Here is a 17472-nt window from a genome sequence, read left to right as displayed (position 1 = left end):
TCAGTTTCATCTATGCTTCTGTTGTTTTTTTTGCTTCTCTTTGTGTTAAGAAACGAGCAATTTTTTCTGTAATGATTCCTCGTACTAAGATAATCATAAAAGCAGCTAATAAATACCTTAGTCCTAATTCACTTTGATTTCCCACTTTACCAAAGCCAGCTGCCACACCAAGATAAACAAATAGTTCAGCTGAATTTGCATGAGGAAATAATCCCACGATGGGATGAAGCATTGACACCGTTGCATCATAGTAAGCTGCCTTGTGTTCTTCTTTTAAAAATCGTCCAAATGTATAACACATTGGATTTGTTAAAAAGAAACACGCTAAAAACGGAATCAATGTATAGCGTAATAACGTGAATTTCGTACATCGTTGCATGAATCCAAATACTCTTTTTTCTCCGATAATTTTTATTAGAGCGTTTACAAAAAGAATCAAAGAAATCAACAGCGGAACGATCGTCGTTAAAAATCCAACAAAAGTATCTGCTCCAGCTTGAAACATTCCCATAAAGCCATCTGACAACTTCACCAGAAAATTCAAATCCCATTCCTCCTTTTAAGATCAAATTGCGCGCTTTTATCAAAAGACAATCCATTTGTCATATGATACCACACCAAGAATATATCATTTGACAAAATCAATGTCAATTGATTTTTCCGAAAAAATAAAGTACACTAAAAATGGAAATGTTTTTTATTAAATGTATGACAGTTATGATTACCCGATCGACTTGATCTATTTAAGTGAAGTGAATAACTGGAGTGAAACGATCAATTGGAGGAAAAAATGAGTAAATCTGAAGAAAGAAACATGGTGAAAGTAGCAACTTTATATTATAAAGAAGGTCTGACACAAGCACAGATTGCTAAGAAAATGGGAGTCTCTCGTTCACTCATTTCTAAATGGTTAATTGATGCTCGAAAAGCAGGTTTCATTGAATTTTTTATTAATAGTGAAAATATCTATGCCATTGAATTAGAAACCGAACTAGAGAAAAAATTTGCCTTATCTTTTGTTAAAGTGGTGGACACAACGAATCTATCTTATCCAGAAATCGAGAAAATGGTTGGACAAATTGCATCAATTTCTTTAAAAGATAAGATTGCAGCTGCGAAAACAATCGGGATTTCATGGGGAAAGTCAATCAAAAGCTTAGTTACTCAATTTCCATTTGAGAATTATCCTGATACAACATTCATTCCATTAATCGGCGGCATGGGATATGATCATTTTGATATCCACTCCAATCAACTTTGCCATGAATTTGCTCGAAAGACACGTGGTTCTTCAAAATATCTTTACACTCCAGCACTGGTTTCTAATGAGATAATTCGTCAAGAATTTGAAGGTAATATCTACATTGATAAAATTCTCTCTGAAGCCAAAAAAGTCGAATTAGCACTTGTCGGTATCTCCTCCCCTGATCATTTCAACACGATGGAAGAAATCGGGTATACTAATAAAAAAGAAATGGCACAATTAAGAGGGATTGGTGCAGTTGGGGACATCAACTCCCGTTTTTATGATAAAGATGGTCAAGAAGTAAATCATCCAATCAATAAGCATGTGGTTGGCCTAAGTCTTGAAGAGCTTAAAGCGATTCCTGAAACCATCGCTATTGCTTATGATGATGCGAAATGGCAAGGAATCTATTATGCTTGTAAAAATCAACTGATTGACTCCATCATTACTACCGACACCATTGCGGATCACTTGATTCATATGGATATTTAGCAATGACAAAAACGGAAGTTACGTAAGAGCAGTTCCGCTTCTCACCTGTTTCCTTTATCTGCTCTTGAATCTCCTAACTATTTCCGCTATGATTAAAAAGTAATAAAATATGATTTTGTTTGCAGGGGGACGCTGTTGCGTTGAGAAGGTAAAACCTGACCCTTTGAACCTGTTTGGTTGATACCAGCGTAGGGAGCAAATGTCCTTTTTGTTGATGCGAAATCAAAACAAACAAGACATTCTTCTTTCTAGGGGAATGTCTTTTTCTATTTTAAGGAGGATTACAGATGAAAAAAGTGCTTAGTATTGCAGGATCAGATTGTAGTGGTGGCGCGGGTATACAAGCCGATTTAAAGACTTTTTCTGCTCATCGAGTGTATGGAATGTCGGTTATCACCTCAGTCGTAGCTGAAAATACGGTTCGTGTATTGACCTACCAAGATATTTCCCCTCAAATCATCAAAGATCAAATGGATGCGGTTTTTGAAGACATTTTTCCCGATGCCGTAAAAATTGGGATGCTTTCTAGCCAAGAAACAATGCTTGCAGTGACTGAAAGTTTAAAAAAATGGCAACCACAAAATATTGTTTTAGACCCAGTGATGTACGCTAAAAACGGCAATGCGTTGATGGAGCCAACTGCGATTGATACACTGATTCAGACGGTTCTTCCCTTAGCTAACTTGATTACACCTAATATCCCAGAAGCAGAAAAAATTGCTCAATGTACGATCTCATCAATAGCAGATATGGAACAAGTCGGACGAACCATCTACGAAAATAGTGGAACAGCTGTTTTAATCAAAGGTGGGCATAAATCTGGTGAAGCTACCGATGTGCTCTTTGATGGAAATAAATTCTATCACTTTACTGCAGAACGAATCGAAACCAAAAATACTCATGGGACAGGGTGTACGTTATCTTCTGCTATTGCTTCTGAATTAGCTCTAGGGAAATCCTTAGAGCAGGCTGTCTGTGAAGCAAAGAAATACGTTACACTTGCAATCCAACATTCGTTGGCGATCGGTCAAGGACATGGTCCTACGAATCATTTCTACTCGCTTTACCAAAATACCGTTGAAGAGGAGTAATTTTATGTCATCATTCAAAACGATTATCCAACAGATTCGTGCATGCAATCCGTTGGTTCACCATCTAACGAACTATGTAACAGTCAATGATTGTGCCAATATTACTTTAGCTATTGGTGGTTCTCCGATAATGGCTGATGCGATTCAAGAAGTAGCAGAAATAACAGCTAAAACGGATGCACTCGTTCTCAATATAGGAACCTTGAATGAACAAACCGTCGATTCGATGATTCTTGCTGGCAAAGAAGCGAACAAGCATGGAATTCCGGTCATATTCGATCCAGTCGGTGTGGGTATTTCTCAATTTCGTATGGATGTGACTAAAAAGTTATTAAACAGTATCCAATTTACAGTCATTCGTGGAAATTATTCAGAAATCCTTTGTCTAGCAGGTATTCGAACTTCAGCTAAAGGAGTAGACACTTCGCTTGTGAATCAAAAAAAAGAAACTGAAGTCATCAATATTGCACGAACACTAGCTTCTTCTTTTCACTGTATCATCGTCATAACCGGCGCAATCGATATCGTTTCAGATTGTGTTCGAACGATGCAGGTAAAAAATGGTTGTGCTGCAATGCGCCATGTTACTGGTACTGGTTGTATGTTAGATTCTCTAATTGCTACTTTTTGTGGTGGTTATTCCGATGATTTTTTTGAAGCAGCCGTAAGTAGCGTGATTGCAATGGGAGTTGCTGGTGAATTAGCTTTTGAAAAGGCAAAAACCAAAGGAACAGGTAGTTTACGTACCCATCTAATAGATGAAATAAGTAAACTAACGGATCAAACCTTATCAGAACGAGGTGACTTTATTGCATACGATGATTGATTATCGGCTCTACCTAGTAACCGATCCATATTTGTTCACTACCAATACACTGTTGGAAGCTGTCTCACAAGCACTTGAAGGAGGCGTTACTGCTGTCCAACTCCGAGAAAAACAGTTAGATTCTAGAAAGTTTTACGAAGAAGCCATACAGATAAAGCGATTAACCAAAAAATATAACGTTCCCTTGATCATCAATGACCGCCTTGATATTGCTCTGGCATGTGATGCAGACGGTCTCCATATAGGTCAAAATGACTTACCCTTAACTATAGCTCGTAAGCATCTTGGACCAGATAAACTAATCGGTGTTTCAGTACAAACGGTTGAAGAAGCCATCGAAGCAGAAAAAAATGGTGCGGATTATCTAGGAGTCGGTGCAATGTTTCCTACAGATACCAAACCAGATGCAATACATGTCACAACTGAAGCATTAAAAAAAATCTGTGCGCAAGTCTCGCTTCCAATCATTGTGATCGGTGGAATCAATCAGCAAACAATCCCAGCTTTTCACTCACTTCCCATTCAAGGTTTTGCTGTCGTATCTGCTATTTTGTCAAAAAAGGATATCAAAAAAGCCAGTCAGGAACTTTTAGGATTGATTGATCAGACGATTGGGAGGTAAATCAATGTCATTTTCAAAAAATTTAAAAATCGAAGCTTATGACAGCTGGGAAAAAGGATTTAATCATCCATTTATTCAAGAATTAGGAAAAGGTATTCTTGCTAAAAAAACATTTCAATTTTATTTACTACAAGATTACTTATATTTGTTTGAATATGCTAAAGTATTCGCATTAGCTGCCACCAAATCAGACAATGAGCATCAATTATTTCATTTTGTGGAAGCACAATACAGTATTCTAGCAACAGAACTTGACTTACATCGCCAATATATGTTGGATTATGCTATTGAAAAAGAAGAATTTAACACCGTACAACCTTCTTTTTACAATCGCTCTTATACAACAAATATGCTAGCGATCGGCCATAGTGGAGGTGTCGCTGAAATCATCGCAGCTATCCTTCCCTGTGCTTGGACCTATTACGATTATGCGAGTCGTTTAAAAAAACGATATCAATCGAGTTTAGAAAAGAACCCCTATCGCTCCTGGATTGATTTATATGCAGATCCTGATTTTGAAAAATCATTTGAATGGATGTTTGACCTGTTGGATGAATTAGTCGAAATGAAAAGTGCGAAGGAACAACAAAAAATAAAACAAATTTTTATTTCCAGTTTGGAATTTGAATATCTTTTTTGGGAAATGTCTTATCATGAAGAAATGAATCTGATTCCATTATCAAAATAAATTGTATAGTGATCTCAGTAGACAACTTCTTCTGCTTTCGTTTAAAGCAGATCTAGTAAAACATGTTAAGTCTAGGACACTCACCTTTTAATCTCTATACCAGACGAAACCTCAATCATTGTAGGACTGATAGAGTATTCTATCGGTCCTGATTTTTTTATAAAAAACTACCACACTACCGCTAAGATGAAGTTATTCAACCCATCAATCTGAAAGAACTTATTTGATCACGCCAAACTACTAAATCAAATTGTATATGACTTTTACTGCTTTGAGAATAACCGTTTGTCTAGTCCTCATCGGTGATTGCACTCATTCGACATAAAAAATAGTAATCTCTCTATAAAATTAACTGACGAAAATATAATCATAAAAAAGCACAAATTCTTTATTGAACCAAATAGAATTTTCTCATAAACTCACATTCCTAAGTCACACATTGCGTCTTTTAACCAAGGATGTAAAACGAAAATATCCGTTAAAGCCCATTCAATATAGGTTTTACACCCTTGATCTAAAGAGATGTCTAAAGCTTTGTCCAATTTTTTTAAATAAGGAGCACTATGGTCTCTATCCCATTTAATCTTATCTGCAATGAAAACAACTTTATCTAAACTAGAAGCATTTTTTTTAAGCGTTGTATGACATTCAATAGCTGATAATATTTCTCTATCCTTGATATTGAATAGTTCTTTTGCTATACATACTGATTGTTTTTGGTGGAGAATCATAGGTAGTTTCTCTTCTTCTTTTAGTACTTCCTCTCCTAAACTCTTTTGTAGTTCTATCCTTTCATCATCAGGAATGATTACGCTAATATCATGTAACAAACCAGCAAGATAGGCTTTATCTTTTGGTACGTTAAATTTTTCTGCAAGTTCTTTCGCCTTGTTGGCTACTTCATACGAGTGAAAGACGGTTTTATCTTTCCCATAATAATTCAAAAATTCTCTGACTTGTATTTCAATATTTTTAGAACTAAAGGGTATCTTATACTCAATAATGTTCTTCATTTTAACTCACCTTCCAATGAATGCCTTTACATTATTATGTATTAATAAGGTCAAAAATAAAGTTCGACAATCATTCCATCCTCTGATAGTTTTGCTCCTTTTTAGCTTTTCGATTCCCATGGATCAGGGTACAACGAATAAAATCATCAAATCAATCTAAGTGCGTTTTGATTTCTTACTGTCTGACTTATTCCTATCAGTTAACAAACCATAAGTGGCATAAGCAGGAATTACTATAGCTAAGAACATTTTAACGAGAAACTTAAAAACTTTCATATGATTCACCATCCTTTATATGTTACTCATACTTTATCATATTACCTATTAATAACCCAGCTATCGCAGGCGATCGTTTATCCTTGGAGACTAACTACTTCTTACTTCTCCCTCATTATTTCATACCATAGTTTATGGTTTTCGAAATTTTTATCATTTCAAACGACGAATCATTATCTGTCATGGTAATACTATTTTAACCAAAAAAGAACAGAAAGAAATTTTCTTCTTTCTGTCCAAATGATTCTAAGAATTTTCTTTACCAACATCATTTGACAAAGAGACCAAAAAGCCCCCCCCTAATGTAAGATCCATTAGAAGTTCTATGATACCCGAAGGCTGGGGGTTAGCTAGAACCCTGATTATTTTAATTAGATGATTACCCATCTCGTATCTTCGTAGTTCAGTTTAACTAGATGATTTATTTCAAAACAAGATTGCTGACTTAAATCCTAATTCAGCATAATCAAACAAATATGCTGCATCAATTCATCTCACATTTTAATTTTGTAAAAAATTGATATTTGTTTCACAATTTTATTGTAAAATAAAACAATACTTATTGGAACAAACACCCCTAACATCAAGCGGAATAATCCATTTATAGGTGTTATTTCGCCATGCCTCATATTAAAGATTTGAATAGGTATCATATGAAACAAGAATATATTCTTACTATAGGAATTTAAATTTTCAAAACTTTTGATTTTACTTTTAGAAATAACCAGCAATCCATACAAACTAAAAATAAAAGGGATTGTGAAATACATAAAATTCTTATCGATTCCTTGATTATAAAATGTGATTATCCCTTCGACTCCTCCTAAAAAACACGCAGCGACTAGTCCATATATTAATAACTTTCGATGCTTTTCTAAATTATGTACATTATCAGCCAAAACAAATCCTATGGAAATAAAGAGTGGACTAAAGAATAACCCATTTCTTGTAGTAAAAAAAATATTAAAGTATTTTTCCATAACTGATATGACCATTGGATTTGATATAAATAAGGAATACGTTTCAAGGGAACCAACAGAAAAAAATAAAAAACAAACCAGAAAAACCCATTTATATCTAAATCTTTGAAACATATATTTAACTATAGCTAATGAACTTATCAAAGCAGGAAAATACCATAAGTGATAGAAGCTTCCAGCATATAGGAAACTAACTACCAATGCCAATAATATTGACCATAAATTCCACTGAATATCAACTGTATCTTGTAACAGTTGAACACCAAACGGAATGTACAACAAAAACACTATAGTATATAGACGTACTATTCTTCTTAGCCACATCTTCGAATAGCCTTCCCTCTTACTATTTATCCGAAAGAAATATGCATTATTTACAAAAAAGAATGGAACAGCAATACGACAAACCATACTTTTTAGAAAAAAATGCACTATCGGGTGATTAGTAATGGTTCCACAATGAATAACAACAACACAAATCGTTGCAATAAACTGAGCAATAAATAGTTTTTGATTCTTATTATCCATAATCCCTCCAACAAGCAAATTTGACTTTAATAGGATAGAAATAAAAATAGAATATGTACCAAAAAAATTTGGAGATAATTAACTCTAACATCTATATTTTCTCTTTCCTTTTTACTTTCTTAAATCCACAATACTATATTTATTATAGTATTGATTAATGTAAAAAACATTAGACTAAAGTCCAATTCATTTAATTCATAATTGTATAGAGTGGGAGCAATTTTAAACTATTGAGGTATTCAAAAAAACAATAGATAGATCCCTATTTTTTTAAAATTAGATGATTACCATTATCGTATTTTCTTGGCTCAGTTTGATTAGATGAATTATTTCAAACATAGATGAGTGGGTAAAAACGACTTTCACTATACCTAGAAGCCAGAAAAATCATAGGCTATCTAACGTTTGAATCCCTGTAGGACCCTCACCAATGATAATGAATGATAAGGACCATTTTCTGCTCTTTGCAGTAGCGAAAGCAACTCATAAAAATCATCAGATAGAAAAACGTTTTCTTCATCTTCATTACCTCTATTCATTTTAGCTTCTTATACGGCAGTAGGTACGGTTCTTTTCATGATGTGGAATGATTTCCTATATAGAGAGTAGGACAACGCTTCAAAAAGAAAATGGCTCTATAACAAAAAAATCTGGGTCAGAATGAACCTCATTCTGTCTCAGATTTTTTTTACACCACGCATCAGTTCTTATTGACAAAGAGCCAAAGAAAACCCCTAATGTAAGACACATTAGGAGTTCATTATGATACCGGCGGCCGGGGTCGAACCGGCACGCCCTTAACGGGCACTGGATTTTGAGTAGGACCTGCATGTACGTTTGAAGCTGTTTAACCTAATTTAAAAGGATTTTGACATGTTTCAAATTGTTTGAATTTACTTGAAATGAACTCGAATTTATTATATTGATTCAGAAAATCAATCAGGTGATTATTCCAAGCATCGCGGTGCTGTCCTTAGTTAATTGCATCAATAACTATTAAAACACGTGAATTACAAGTTTCTCCCAAAGTATTAATTACTGAAAGTATTTCCAAAGATGACATTTCTCTGAAGCCTAAACTTTTAGCTAAAAATTGAATTGGATTATTCACTGTATAATGCTGTCCTAATAAAAATAAAGTTGGTAAATTTTCTTTAAGTCTTTTAACAAAAATATCACATAATAAATGAGATTTTCCATTTCTAGCTTTCCCAGTGATTAATAAGAATTTTTCTTTTCCGGAAATTAAAATTGGGCTTTCAACATATTCTTTGAAATCCTTAACACTATTAACAATAGTTCTAACTTCGTAATTAAGAGAATCAATCTTCTCTATAATTTTTTTATTAGCTATCTCTATTCTATATATATATCACTATTTAGAGTATTCATTTTTATCAATTTGTTCTCATTTAGAGTTTCCAAGAGAATTCAAAAAGTATTTTGCTTGCCAAGCGACTTCAGTTCCATCATTCAGCATTCAAAAATATTAAACTCCTCCAGAACCATCTTTATTTATAAATCTAGTTGCCCCTTCTATCTTTTCTCTACGAGCTATTTGACATACCATTTCTTCAAAAATCACTGTTTTGACAACCTTTATGCTCCCTAATTTTAGAAAAATCTATATCTATCATTACACATTCTCCATCTCCTGATTATTTTTCATCTTTTAATAGTTCAGTGTAAAATTAGTATCTTTACTAAAAAAAAATTTATTTCAAGTTACTTTCAACAATCAGATGTAGCTTAACTCCATTTTCAAATAAAAATGCTTCAAATTCTTTTTTATTTACAGTCCAAACTTCCATTGTAACATCTTTATATCTCTCTGAATTGATATATGCATGTTCATTTGGCATCGTGAATACGTTTCTTGTTAGATCAAAATCAACTTTCTGAAGTATCTTATGGAAAAATGAAGAAGGTATCATTCTCAGCGAACTAAGATAAATAGTTGATCCATATACATTATCAAATAATGATTCATCTGGATTATATTCTCTTTCATATAGTCCGTAATATTGAATTAAACTTCCACGACCGCTTATTTTTCCCAAAGATAAGTTCTCGAAATTATGATCTAAATAATTAGGCGAGATAGAATATGCCAATGAAGCTACCATTTCTTCATTTTCAAAAAATTTAGTCCAAGTCAACCCAATTATCATTTTGTCAAAACCAACTTCTTTTAAAATAGTTTGATTCATATAGTCAATATCTGAATTTTCTTCCAAATTAATTGAAAATATCCTTTCATCATATAGCATGGACTTACTTCCTTCAATAAAAAGGAAAGGTTCATCTATAGGCAAAATTTTACTAATCTCAAAAATTGACTTCCCCCTTCCTTTTAACTCATCATAAAGATATCTTTGTATTAAGAATTCTTCTTTATCATCATCTATAAATTTGTAAAATGCTCCATACTCTAGTTTGATTTCTTCAAAGTTGTTTCTGTATTCTAATTCATATATATCTTTCAAATCATCAAAATTCTTTTTAAATGATATGCCGAGAATTTCGGAATAATATCTCATATGTCCAGAACTCACAAATTTTTTTATCCCAGAGTGATCAACATACTCTCCTCCAAATGTTTCCCGTAAAAATGTTGTGTCTTGTTCCATATAACTTAAAACAATATTTGCTTCAACTTTTAGTGAAAGTAAATTTAATTCATCAGAACAAAAACAAATAAACTCTTTTGCAAAGTCTATGTTTACACCATTAATAACTAACTCTTCCAAAATAAGTAACAGCAAATATTTTTGCCTAACCATTGTTTTAGAAATTAAAATTTCATTATCCCATCGTTCTGGGAACATGAGATAAAAAAAATATAGGCCTTTAAATGTTTCTCTTGTCTTCATTATATCGTTTGTTGAAAAACTGATCCAAAGAATCTTTTCTATAACGTCAACCCAGTTTTTCTTAATCTCAGTATAATTTATCTGAATAGAATAAGTATCCTGATATGAAAGATCCCATACCCTTATTTCTTTAATTTGTTGATCAAAAAAATTGAGTAGTAGTTGAAAATTTTTTGTTTTCAAATACTCTATAGTATACTGATTCAAATCATCTGTAAACGATGACAACCAATAGGATATTTCACTTCTTTCAAAGTACTTATTATGAATAATGTGGGTAAACAAAGCCTCCCTTTGCAAATCTGTAATCAGTGGAAATAAACTAGCAACCAATTGTTCCATCCCTTGCGACTGCCAACTATACCCCTCATCAATCTTTAAAAATATTGAAAAGATAGTATCTCTATGAATTCGAAAGTATTCATCCCTATTTGTGTTCAGTCGATCAACAACCTTGTTGTACAAATTTAATAAATCAGATCTTGATTCAAAATCACCAAAATCAGCCTCTAATAATTCATTCATTATCTCTTGCATAGACATTAAAATTAGCTCATCTTCCTTTTTCTTTTTACTAGTAGATTTGGGAGTTTCGTAACCTTTAATGGTTTCCTCAAGTTCATATAGTCTTGATTCAATAATTATGTTCTTCGTTTCATCAAAATTTTGGGAGAGAAGCGACAAGTAATTAAATATTCTATCACTTTCGTCTGCTTTCTCTGAGATAGCTTCCAATAAAAACCAATAACTCAAGCGCTCCGTGTCACTTTCTAAGTAAGGTTCCATAGAAAAAGAAATTTTTTTTATTTTACTAATAACTAACTCTTCAAAGTTTTTACTAGAAATTAATGTTAAGAAATGATTAGCTCCAGATTCCATAGAAGCTTCAACTACAGATTCTTTTACCAATCCGGATATTAAATTATCGCCTTTCTTATTAACTCGTTCAGAAAGATTTAGCAAATCAAGACCACGCTTGTACCATTCATTTGAATTCATAGAACTAATAACTTGAAAAGTCTGAAGTGGATAATAAATTACATCCTCCTTATGTCCTACAAATCCTAATAAATGTATCCGAAATTTTAATTTAGCTCTATCGATTAATTCGGCTGGTTCATCTAATAGTTTAATTAGCTCCATAAACAATTCATAAGTATCTCTCATATCATCAATCGTTTCATCCCATGCTAATCCATGTTCACCAAGCCATGTTAAGAAGTAATTTTTTAATGCTTCATCAAATCCTCTCCTGTACAAATAAAGCCAAATCAAACGAGTAAATTTATCAGAATATTTTTTTTTATTCTTTGTTAGTGTGATAAAATATTGTGTTAATTGTGTTTCTAAATTATTGTCACAAGTTTTTTCCACATAAAAGACGATATACCACTCAATAAATCTTGATGCAGTAAAAGCATCGTGTGGCAACAGAATTGAATTCTTTATATTCCAGTTTTTTTCAAAAATTGTCGTTAACTCTTGTATATCAACTTTTGCTGCCTCCATGTTTAGACTGCCAATTTCAAAATATATTCGTAGAATTTCATCTAATGATCCTGCACTACGTTTATCGTTCTTACTCAGGAAGAAGAGGTATTTTAATCTATCAATTAGCTTTTTCATATCATCACGTAGAATTGATTTTCCAAAAATAAAAGCTAATCTGCTAAATAAAATCACTGGATCATCTACACGATTTTTGAAAAAATCACAAGCACTATCTGAGTAAATCCATTCTAAAAATTTTGTACTATCTATATGCTTGTTCAAGAGTAATTTGAAAAAATCTAGATTTATTGTAGTTACAATATCAAACTTGCTTTCATCCCATGTTTGATTAATGAGTAGCTCTATCCACTTTATCTTGTTAGTGTCAAAAAGAAGTTCAAGTAACTTATTCAGGTTATCAAGTATTTGATTTTTATAATTAATTAAACTAATTTTGTACTTTTCAATATCATCATTTTCTATTATTCCTTCAATTGTACCTATAAAAACAGCTTGTTCCAACTGGCTATTTTTTGAAATAAATTCGCAGTCCATTTCTACGGGAAATACTTCTGCAAGATAAGTTAGTTCTCTTACAAAATTGGAAACACGATTAGATGATATACGACCATCGTCTCTCTTAAATGTATTCTCTAGGGATGCTCTGAAGATTAGTTCGAACTTAGTAAACCATTTCTTAAAAGTTCGGATCGCTCTTTCTTTTTCACCAAATTCAAATAATTCTTTTATCTCATTTAGAGTATTTTCCAATTCATCAAATTGGACTTGATTCAAATTTATTTTTTTAAATTCTGAAATAAAATATTCCATCTGACTTTCTTCTTGTGTAATATCATATCTTTCTAATACCTTCACATATTGGTTTAGAACAATCGCAATTAAAGTGATCTTCTCAAGGTACTTATAATCGAAACTACTCTCAAAAATCAAACATATCTCTTTAAATTGCTTAACAATTTCGTCTATATTTTGATTGATATAGAATGCTTCTTTTAAATAATCAAGTGTGAATATCTCTAACTTCTCTTGATTCCTATTTGCTAATTCCAATAAACGAAAAAGATCATTGTGGCGCATGTATACTTTTGACTGATCTGTTATATAAAAGTTTGCAATTCTACTAGCTACTTCTTTAATAATCCCTTGATTCTGTAACTTATTTTCTAAGAAGACTTTGATATCATTATGGTAAAGATAATAATAATCATCTTTCTCGATAATCAAAGGAGAATAACTAGCTAAGATACTTTTCCATTGAATTTTTGTCAAAGGAACATCATCAAATATTTTGCAGAAATCATTAATATGAACTTTTTCTTTTGACAATACAAAAATTCCCGCTAAAAGACTATTTCCAATCTCTTTTCCTTTAGTGTAGTGAAGAGATCTCGAAGTCCATATATGATTGTAGTATTCAGTAATATTCGAAGTCAGAAATTTACTTTTTAATAAGTGGATAAATTCAGCTACATTTTTTACTTTTTTACTTTCATAAGCAGAAAAAATTGCTGATAAGGTGTTTCCTTTCGAATACTTGAGTATTTCTTTTGCAAAAAGATCAATATTTTCAAATTCAGGATTTATATCAATTAGTAAGTTTTGAATATCATTTTCTGTAATTCCTTGTATTTCAACTGTACTTATTAAGGGATTTTCAGGAGTTAGCCACAATGGATACTCTGAATAATCTTCTGAAGGTTGCCCACAGATAATAAAAACAACACCCTCTGGTACATTTTCAGGAGAAAGTAATGATTGCAAAAAATTTGTACCTTTTCCGGCTCTTGCAGCATGATCTATGCCATCTATGACGATAACTGTTTTCTTATCATGAATCTTTGAATATTCCGATGCTAATCGTAAAACATTCTCTCTCATTTCCGACACAGTTAAAAATGAATTATTTATTGGAACTTGATATTTATAAAGTTTACCAGTGAAAAGAGCTCGTAATTGTTCTAATAAAGAACCCCATAATTCTTCAGGTAAAATAGAGTTATCATAATCTAAACTCACAGAATTTGAATAAGGTGTAATTGGAACATAAGCAAAATAACGTAAATCTATCAGCGAATCTAACTTCTGATCTAAAAGATTAATCAAACTAGTTTTTCCTATCCCTGGTTTTCCATATAAAAACAAAATATTGTTTTGACCGTTTCTACATTCATCTTCTATCTCACTTACAAGAGATTCTCTACTTTCAAAAAAAGGCTCTGGTGGTAGTAGTTTTGTTTTCATATACTTTTTTTCAAAAATAGATAACTTTGAAAAAACATCTTCAACTGTAATTTCTTCTTTTATTCGCGTTGAACTAGCCCATTCCTTAAGTGCAAAAAATAATTTTTGGTATAGATTAGATGCCTGGACATCATCAATCGAGAAAAGAGTCATTAATTTTTTTAAGATATTTTCATCCAATTCATCTATTTCTAGGTATCTATATTTTATAGAAAAATTATGAATGAACTCTATAATTAACTCTTCATTGCCATCAAAAACATCAAGCTCTCTAATCATTAACTGGATTACATCCTGCCATTCATCATGAGCATTAGAAAACAAGTCAGATATGGTTTTAACTTCTTCCTTTTTTTCCTCAAACCATTCCCAAAATTCTAAAAAACTGGGTACATATATTTTATTTGAATTTTTACCTAAGGCGCTTTCATTCTCTACCGCTCTTCTATTAGTAAGTAAAATAGCTTGACCGAGCTTTTCTTTTTCTCTTAGCTTTTTCCAACTATTTGCAATTTTATTCATTAGTGATTTATTTTTATCCGTACTGTGCAGTAATGAACTAAATCCAAAAGACTTATTTTCTCTAGAATGTTTAACTTGAATATATTCAAAATAATCCTCATACTCACATACAACATCATCTAATGACATTGCCATCGTAGATTGCAGTGTTACAGATTTCATTTTTTCTTCAGGAATCATTAGATTAATAACTTTTTCAATCCCTACAGTCCATTCATAGAAATAAGGATCTCCAATTCCGGCAGATGAGTTCATATTACTCCTCCTCAAAAGACATTTTTCTGTATCATTTCCTACATTAATTCTTGTCCGAAGAAATACTTTTAAAATTATTCTAACAAATCATCTGGATCACAAATATCTTTGTTTATCTCAAATTTTAAAACTTCTTCTGTTTCTTTATCAATATATGATTTATATGGACATTTGTATCCAAGTAAACAGTTAGATACTGCCATCAGATTAGATAACTTTACTAAATTTTTGTTATTTAACTTTCAAAGCAAAAAGAAAGTTACCAAAAAATGGCATACTCTCCTCAAAAAAAGGCAAAAAACAAAAATTGGTATAGCTTTACGAACCATATAGGAACGTTGCTATACCAACAAATACCGGCGGCCGGGGTCGAACCGGCACGCCCTTAACGGGCACTGGATTTTGAGTCCAGCGCGTCTGCCAATTCCGCCACGCCGGCGTAAAAAAACTGGGGTAGCTGGATTCGAACCAACGCATGAGGGAGTCAAAGTCCCTTGCCTTACCGCTTGGCTATACCCCAATAAGAAAGGGCGAATGATGGGAATCGAACCCACGAATGCCGGAGCCACAATCCGGTGCGTTAACCACTTCGCCACATTCGCCATTATAAACAATGTTATTTTATTTCTCAATAAAAAACTAAGATGAGTACATCTTAGTCAATACCGGCGGCCGGGGTCGAACCGGCACGCCCTCAACGGGCACTGGATTTTGAGTCCAGCGCGTCTGCCAATTCCGCCACGCCGGCAAGTTGATTTTATTAGTACTAAGGCGGTAACCGGATTTGAACCGGTGATGAAGGTTTTGCAGACCTCTGCCTTACCACTTGGCTATACCGCCATTATACTATTTTCAATCTATAAATTAAATTATAGAACTGGGGTAGCTGGATTCGAACCAACGCATGAGGGAGTCAAAGTCCCTTGCCTTACCGCTTGGCTATACCCCAATAAAGAAGGGCGAATGATGGGAATCGAACCCACGAATGCCGGAGCCACAATCCGGTGCGTTAACCACTTCGCCACATTCGCCATGGCAGGGGCAGCAGGAATTGAACCCACACTAACGGTTTTGGAGACCGCTGTTCTACCTTTAAACTATGCCCCTATGTAATGGAGGAGAGTGGATTCGAACCACTGAACCCTAAGGAACGGATTTACAGTCCGTCGCGTTTAGCCACTTCGCTACTCCTCCATGGTGGCGCGGGACAGAATCGAACTGCCGACACACGGAGCTTCAATCCGTTGCTCTACCAACTGAGCTACCGCGCCAAATTTTAAAATGTATTAATTGAAAAAGAATGACGGTTCCGACGGGAATCGAACCCGCGATCTCCTGCGTGACAGGCAGGCATGTTAACCCCTACACCACGGAACCAGTTCATTATGGAGGTTAACGGGATCGAACCGCTGACCCTCTGCTTGTAAGGCAGATGCTCTCCCAGCTGAGCTAAACCTCCATTTTTCAATTAATGACCCGTACGGGACTCGAACCCGTGTTACCGCCGTGAAAGGGCGGTGTCTTAACCGCTTGACCAACGGGCCAGGAAAATGCTACGGAGAGTAAGGGATTCGAACCCTTGAGACAGCGTGAACCATCTACATGATTTCCAATCATGCTCCTTCGGCCTCTCGGACAACTCTCCAGAGTGAAAGAAGCTCATTACTCTTTCTCATAAATGAGAACTCCGGCAGTAGGACTCGAACCTACGACATCATGATTAACAGTCATGCGCTACTACCAACTGAGCTATGCCGGAATCACCTTGTTCGTTTTTTACAACGAACACACACATAAGATAATCTTATGGGGGTTTATATAAACCGCGTGGCGACGTCCTACTCTCACAAGGGGCAACCCCTCACTACAATCGGCGCTAAGAAGCTTAACTTCTGTGTTCGGCATGGTTACAGGTGTATCCTTCTCGCTATCGCCACCACACTGTGGTGTTATCATTATTGAGTTTGCTTTTGCTCACTCAAAACTGGATTTGAAGTATTTCGTAAACTCTACCGAGTTTTTTTCTTTACCAATGTGGTTAAGTCCTCGATCGATTAGTATCAGTCCGCTCCATACATCACTGTACTTCCACTCCTGACCTATCTACCTGATCATCTCTCAGGGATCTTACTTTCTTAAAGAAATGGGAAATCTCATCTTGAGGTGGGCTTCACACTTAGATGCTTTCAGCGTTTATCCCTTCCCTACATAGCTACCCAGCAATGCCCTTGGCAGAACAACTGGTACACCAGCGGTAAGTCCATCCCGGTCCTCTCGTACTAAGGACAGCTCCTCTCAAATTTCCAA

The 17472-nt window shown here is 34.0% G+C and carries 10 protein-coding genes, 15 tRNA genes, 2 rRNA genes and 1 riboswitch (1 of these 28 running past the window's edge); of the genes, 5 read left to right on the top strand and 22 right to left on the bottom strand.

Features of this window, described 5'->3' with window-relative positions:
* Positions 1 to 10: 10 nt before the first annotated feature.
* Positions 11 to 544 (bottom strand): PTS glucitol/sorbitol transporter subunit IIC, encoded by a 534-nt coding sequence (gene srlA, locus IGK81_RS04410; RefSeq protein ID WP_010737301.1) that lies wholly within the window; start codon positions 542 to 544, stop codon positions 11 to 13.
* Positions 545 to 790: 246 nt separating this feature from the next.
* Between srlA and IGK81_RS04405 the strand changes: the two genes are divergently transcribed.
* From IGK81_RS04405 to tenA, 5 genes are all read left to right on the top strand, one after another.
* Complete coding sequence (locus IGK81_RS04405; RefSeq protein WP_081128757.1) at positions 791 to 1738, top strand: sugar-binding transcriptional regulator; 948 nt, start codon at positions 791 to 793, stop codon at positions 1736 to 1738.
* A 113-nt stretch (positions 1739 to 1851) separates the two neighbouring features.
* Positions 1852 to 1950, top strand: a riboswitch (TPP riboswitch).
* 75 nt (positions 1951 to 2025) lie between these two features.
* Positions 2026 to 2829, top strand: a complete 804-nt coding sequence (thiD, locus tag IGK81_RS04400; protein WP_053766473.1) for a bifunctional hydroxymethylpyrimidine kinase/phosphomethylpyrimidine kinase — start codon at positions 2026 to 2028, stop codon at positions 2827 to 2829.
* A 4-nt stretch (positions 2830 to 2833) separates the two neighbouring features.
* Complete coding sequence (gene thiM, locus IGK81_RS04395) at positions 2834 to 3655, top strand: hydroxyethylthiazole kinase (protein ID WP_412003914.1); 822 nt, start codon at positions 2834 to 2836, stop codon at positions 3653 to 3655.
* Positions 3639 to 4277, top strand: a complete 639-nt coding sequence (gene thiE, locus IGK81_RS04390) for a thiamine phosphate synthase (protein WP_412003915.1) — start codon at positions 3639 to 3641, stop codon at positions 4275 to 4277. The genes thiM and thiE overlap by 17 nt, the downstream gene beginning before the upstream one ends.
* 4 nt (positions 4278 to 4281) lie before the next feature.
* The gene (gene tenA / locus IGK81_RS04385; RefSeq protein ID WP_412003916.1) at positions 4282 to 4965 is read left to right on the top strand and encodes a thiaminase II; all 684 of its coding nucleotides are present in this window, start codon (positions 4282 to 4284) and stop codon (positions 4963 to 4965) included.
* 419 nt (positions 4966 to 5384) lie between these two features.
* Here tenA and yqeK read toward each other — a convergent pair whose 3' ends face one another.
* The 21 genes from yqeK to IGK81_RS04280 form a co-directional block, all read right to left on the bottom strand.
* Entirely contained in the window at positions 5385 to 5978 is a 594-nt protein-coding gene (gene yqeK / locus IGK81_RS04380) for a bis(5'-nucleosyl)-tetraphosphatase (symmetrical) YqeK (RefSeq protein WP_412003917.1), read from the bottom strand.
* A 770-nt stretch (positions 5979 to 6748) separates the two neighbouring features.
* The gene (locus IGK81_RS04375; protein ID WP_034700200.1) at positions 6749 to 7762 is read right to left on the bottom strand and encodes an acyltransferase family protein; all 1014 of its coding nucleotides are present in this window, start codon (positions 7760 to 7762) and stop codon (positions 6749 to 6751) included.
* Positions 7763 to 8160: 398 nt separating this feature from the next.
* Positions 8161 to 8301: a hypothetical protein gene (locus tag IGK81_RS04370; RefSeq protein WP_158000815.1), complete on the bottom strand. Its 141-nt coding sequence runs from the start codon at positions 8299 to 8301 to the stop codon at positions 8161 to 8163.
* Positions 8302 to 9477: 1176 nt separating this feature from the next.
* On the bottom strand, positions 9478 to 15165 hold the full coding sequence (locus IGK81_RS04365; RefSeq protein WP_034700198.1) for an ATP-binding protein: 5688 nt from the start codon (positions 15163 to 15165) through the stop codon (positions 9478 to 9480).
* Positions 15166 to 15519: 354 nt separating this feature from the next.
* Positions 15520 to 15604: transfer RNA gene (locus tag IGK81_RS04360), tRNA-Leu, on the bottom strand.
* A gap of 9 nt (positions 15605 to 15613) precedes the next feature.
* A tRNA-Gln gene (locus tag IGK81_RS04355) sits at positions 15614 to 15685 on the bottom strand.
* Positions 15686 to 15694: 9 nt separating this feature from the next.
* Positions 15695 to 15767: transfer RNA gene (locus tag IGK81_RS04350), tRNA-His, on the bottom strand.
* 61 nt (positions 15768 to 15828) lie between these two features.
* Positions 15829 to 15913, bottom strand: a tRNA-Leu gene (locus IGK81_RS04345).
* A gap of 21 nt (positions 15914 to 15934) precedes the next feature.
* Positions 15935 to 16005: transfer RNA gene (locus IGK81_RS04340), tRNA-Cys, on the bottom strand.
* A gap of 37 nt (positions 16006 to 16042) precedes the next feature.
* Positions 16043 to 16114, bottom strand: a tRNA-Gln gene (locus IGK81_RS04335).
* Between the two features lie 9 nt (positions 16115 to 16123).
* A tRNA-His gene (locus IGK81_RS04330) sits at positions 16124 to 16196 on the bottom strand.
* Between the two features lie 2 nt (positions 16197 to 16198).
* Positions 16199 to 16272, bottom strand: a tRNA-Trp gene (locus tag IGK81_RS04325).
* Between the two features lie 6 nt (positions 16273 to 16278).
* Positions 16279 to 16359 (bottom strand) — tRNA-Tyr (locus IGK81_RS04320).
* Between the two features lies 1 nt (position 16360).
* A tRNA-Phe gene (locus IGK81_RS04315) sits at positions 16361 to 16436 on the bottom strand.
* A 33-nt stretch (positions 16437 to 16469) separates the two neighbouring features.
* Positions 16470 to 16542: transfer RNA gene (locus tag IGK81_RS04310), tRNA-Asp, on the bottom strand.
* 9 nt (positions 16543 to 16551) lie between these two features.
* Positions 16552 to 16624, bottom strand: a tRNA-Val gene (locus IGK81_RS04305).
* Between the two features lie 13 nt (positions 16625 to 16637).
* A tRNA-Glu gene (locus IGK81_RS04300) sits at positions 16638 to 16709 on the bottom strand.
* A 12-nt stretch (positions 16710 to 16721) separates the two neighbouring features.
* Positions 16722 to 16810 (bottom strand) — tRNA-Ser (locus tag IGK81_RS04295).
* Positions 16811 to 16850: 40 nt separating this feature from the next.
* Positions 16851 to 16924, bottom strand: a tRNA-Asn gene (locus IGK81_RS04290).
* 66 nt (positions 16925 to 16990) lie between these two features.
* Positions 16991 to 17106, bottom strand: a 5S ribosomal RNA gene (gene rrf, locus IGK81_RS04285).
* A gap of 93 nt (positions 17107 to 17199) precedes the next feature.
* Positions 17200 to 17472, bottom strand: a 23S ribosomal RNA gene (locus IGK81_RS04280) (it continues 2641 nt past the right edge of the window).

The sequence above is a fragment of the Enterococcus sp. DIV0703 genome (assembly GCF_051711065.1).
GTDB lineage: Bacteria > Bacillota > Bacilli > Lactobacillales > Enterococcaceae > Enterococcus_B > Enterococcus_B hirae.
Note: the sequence above shows the minus strand (reverse complement) of the source record. Positions and strands in the feature narration are given on the sequence as shown.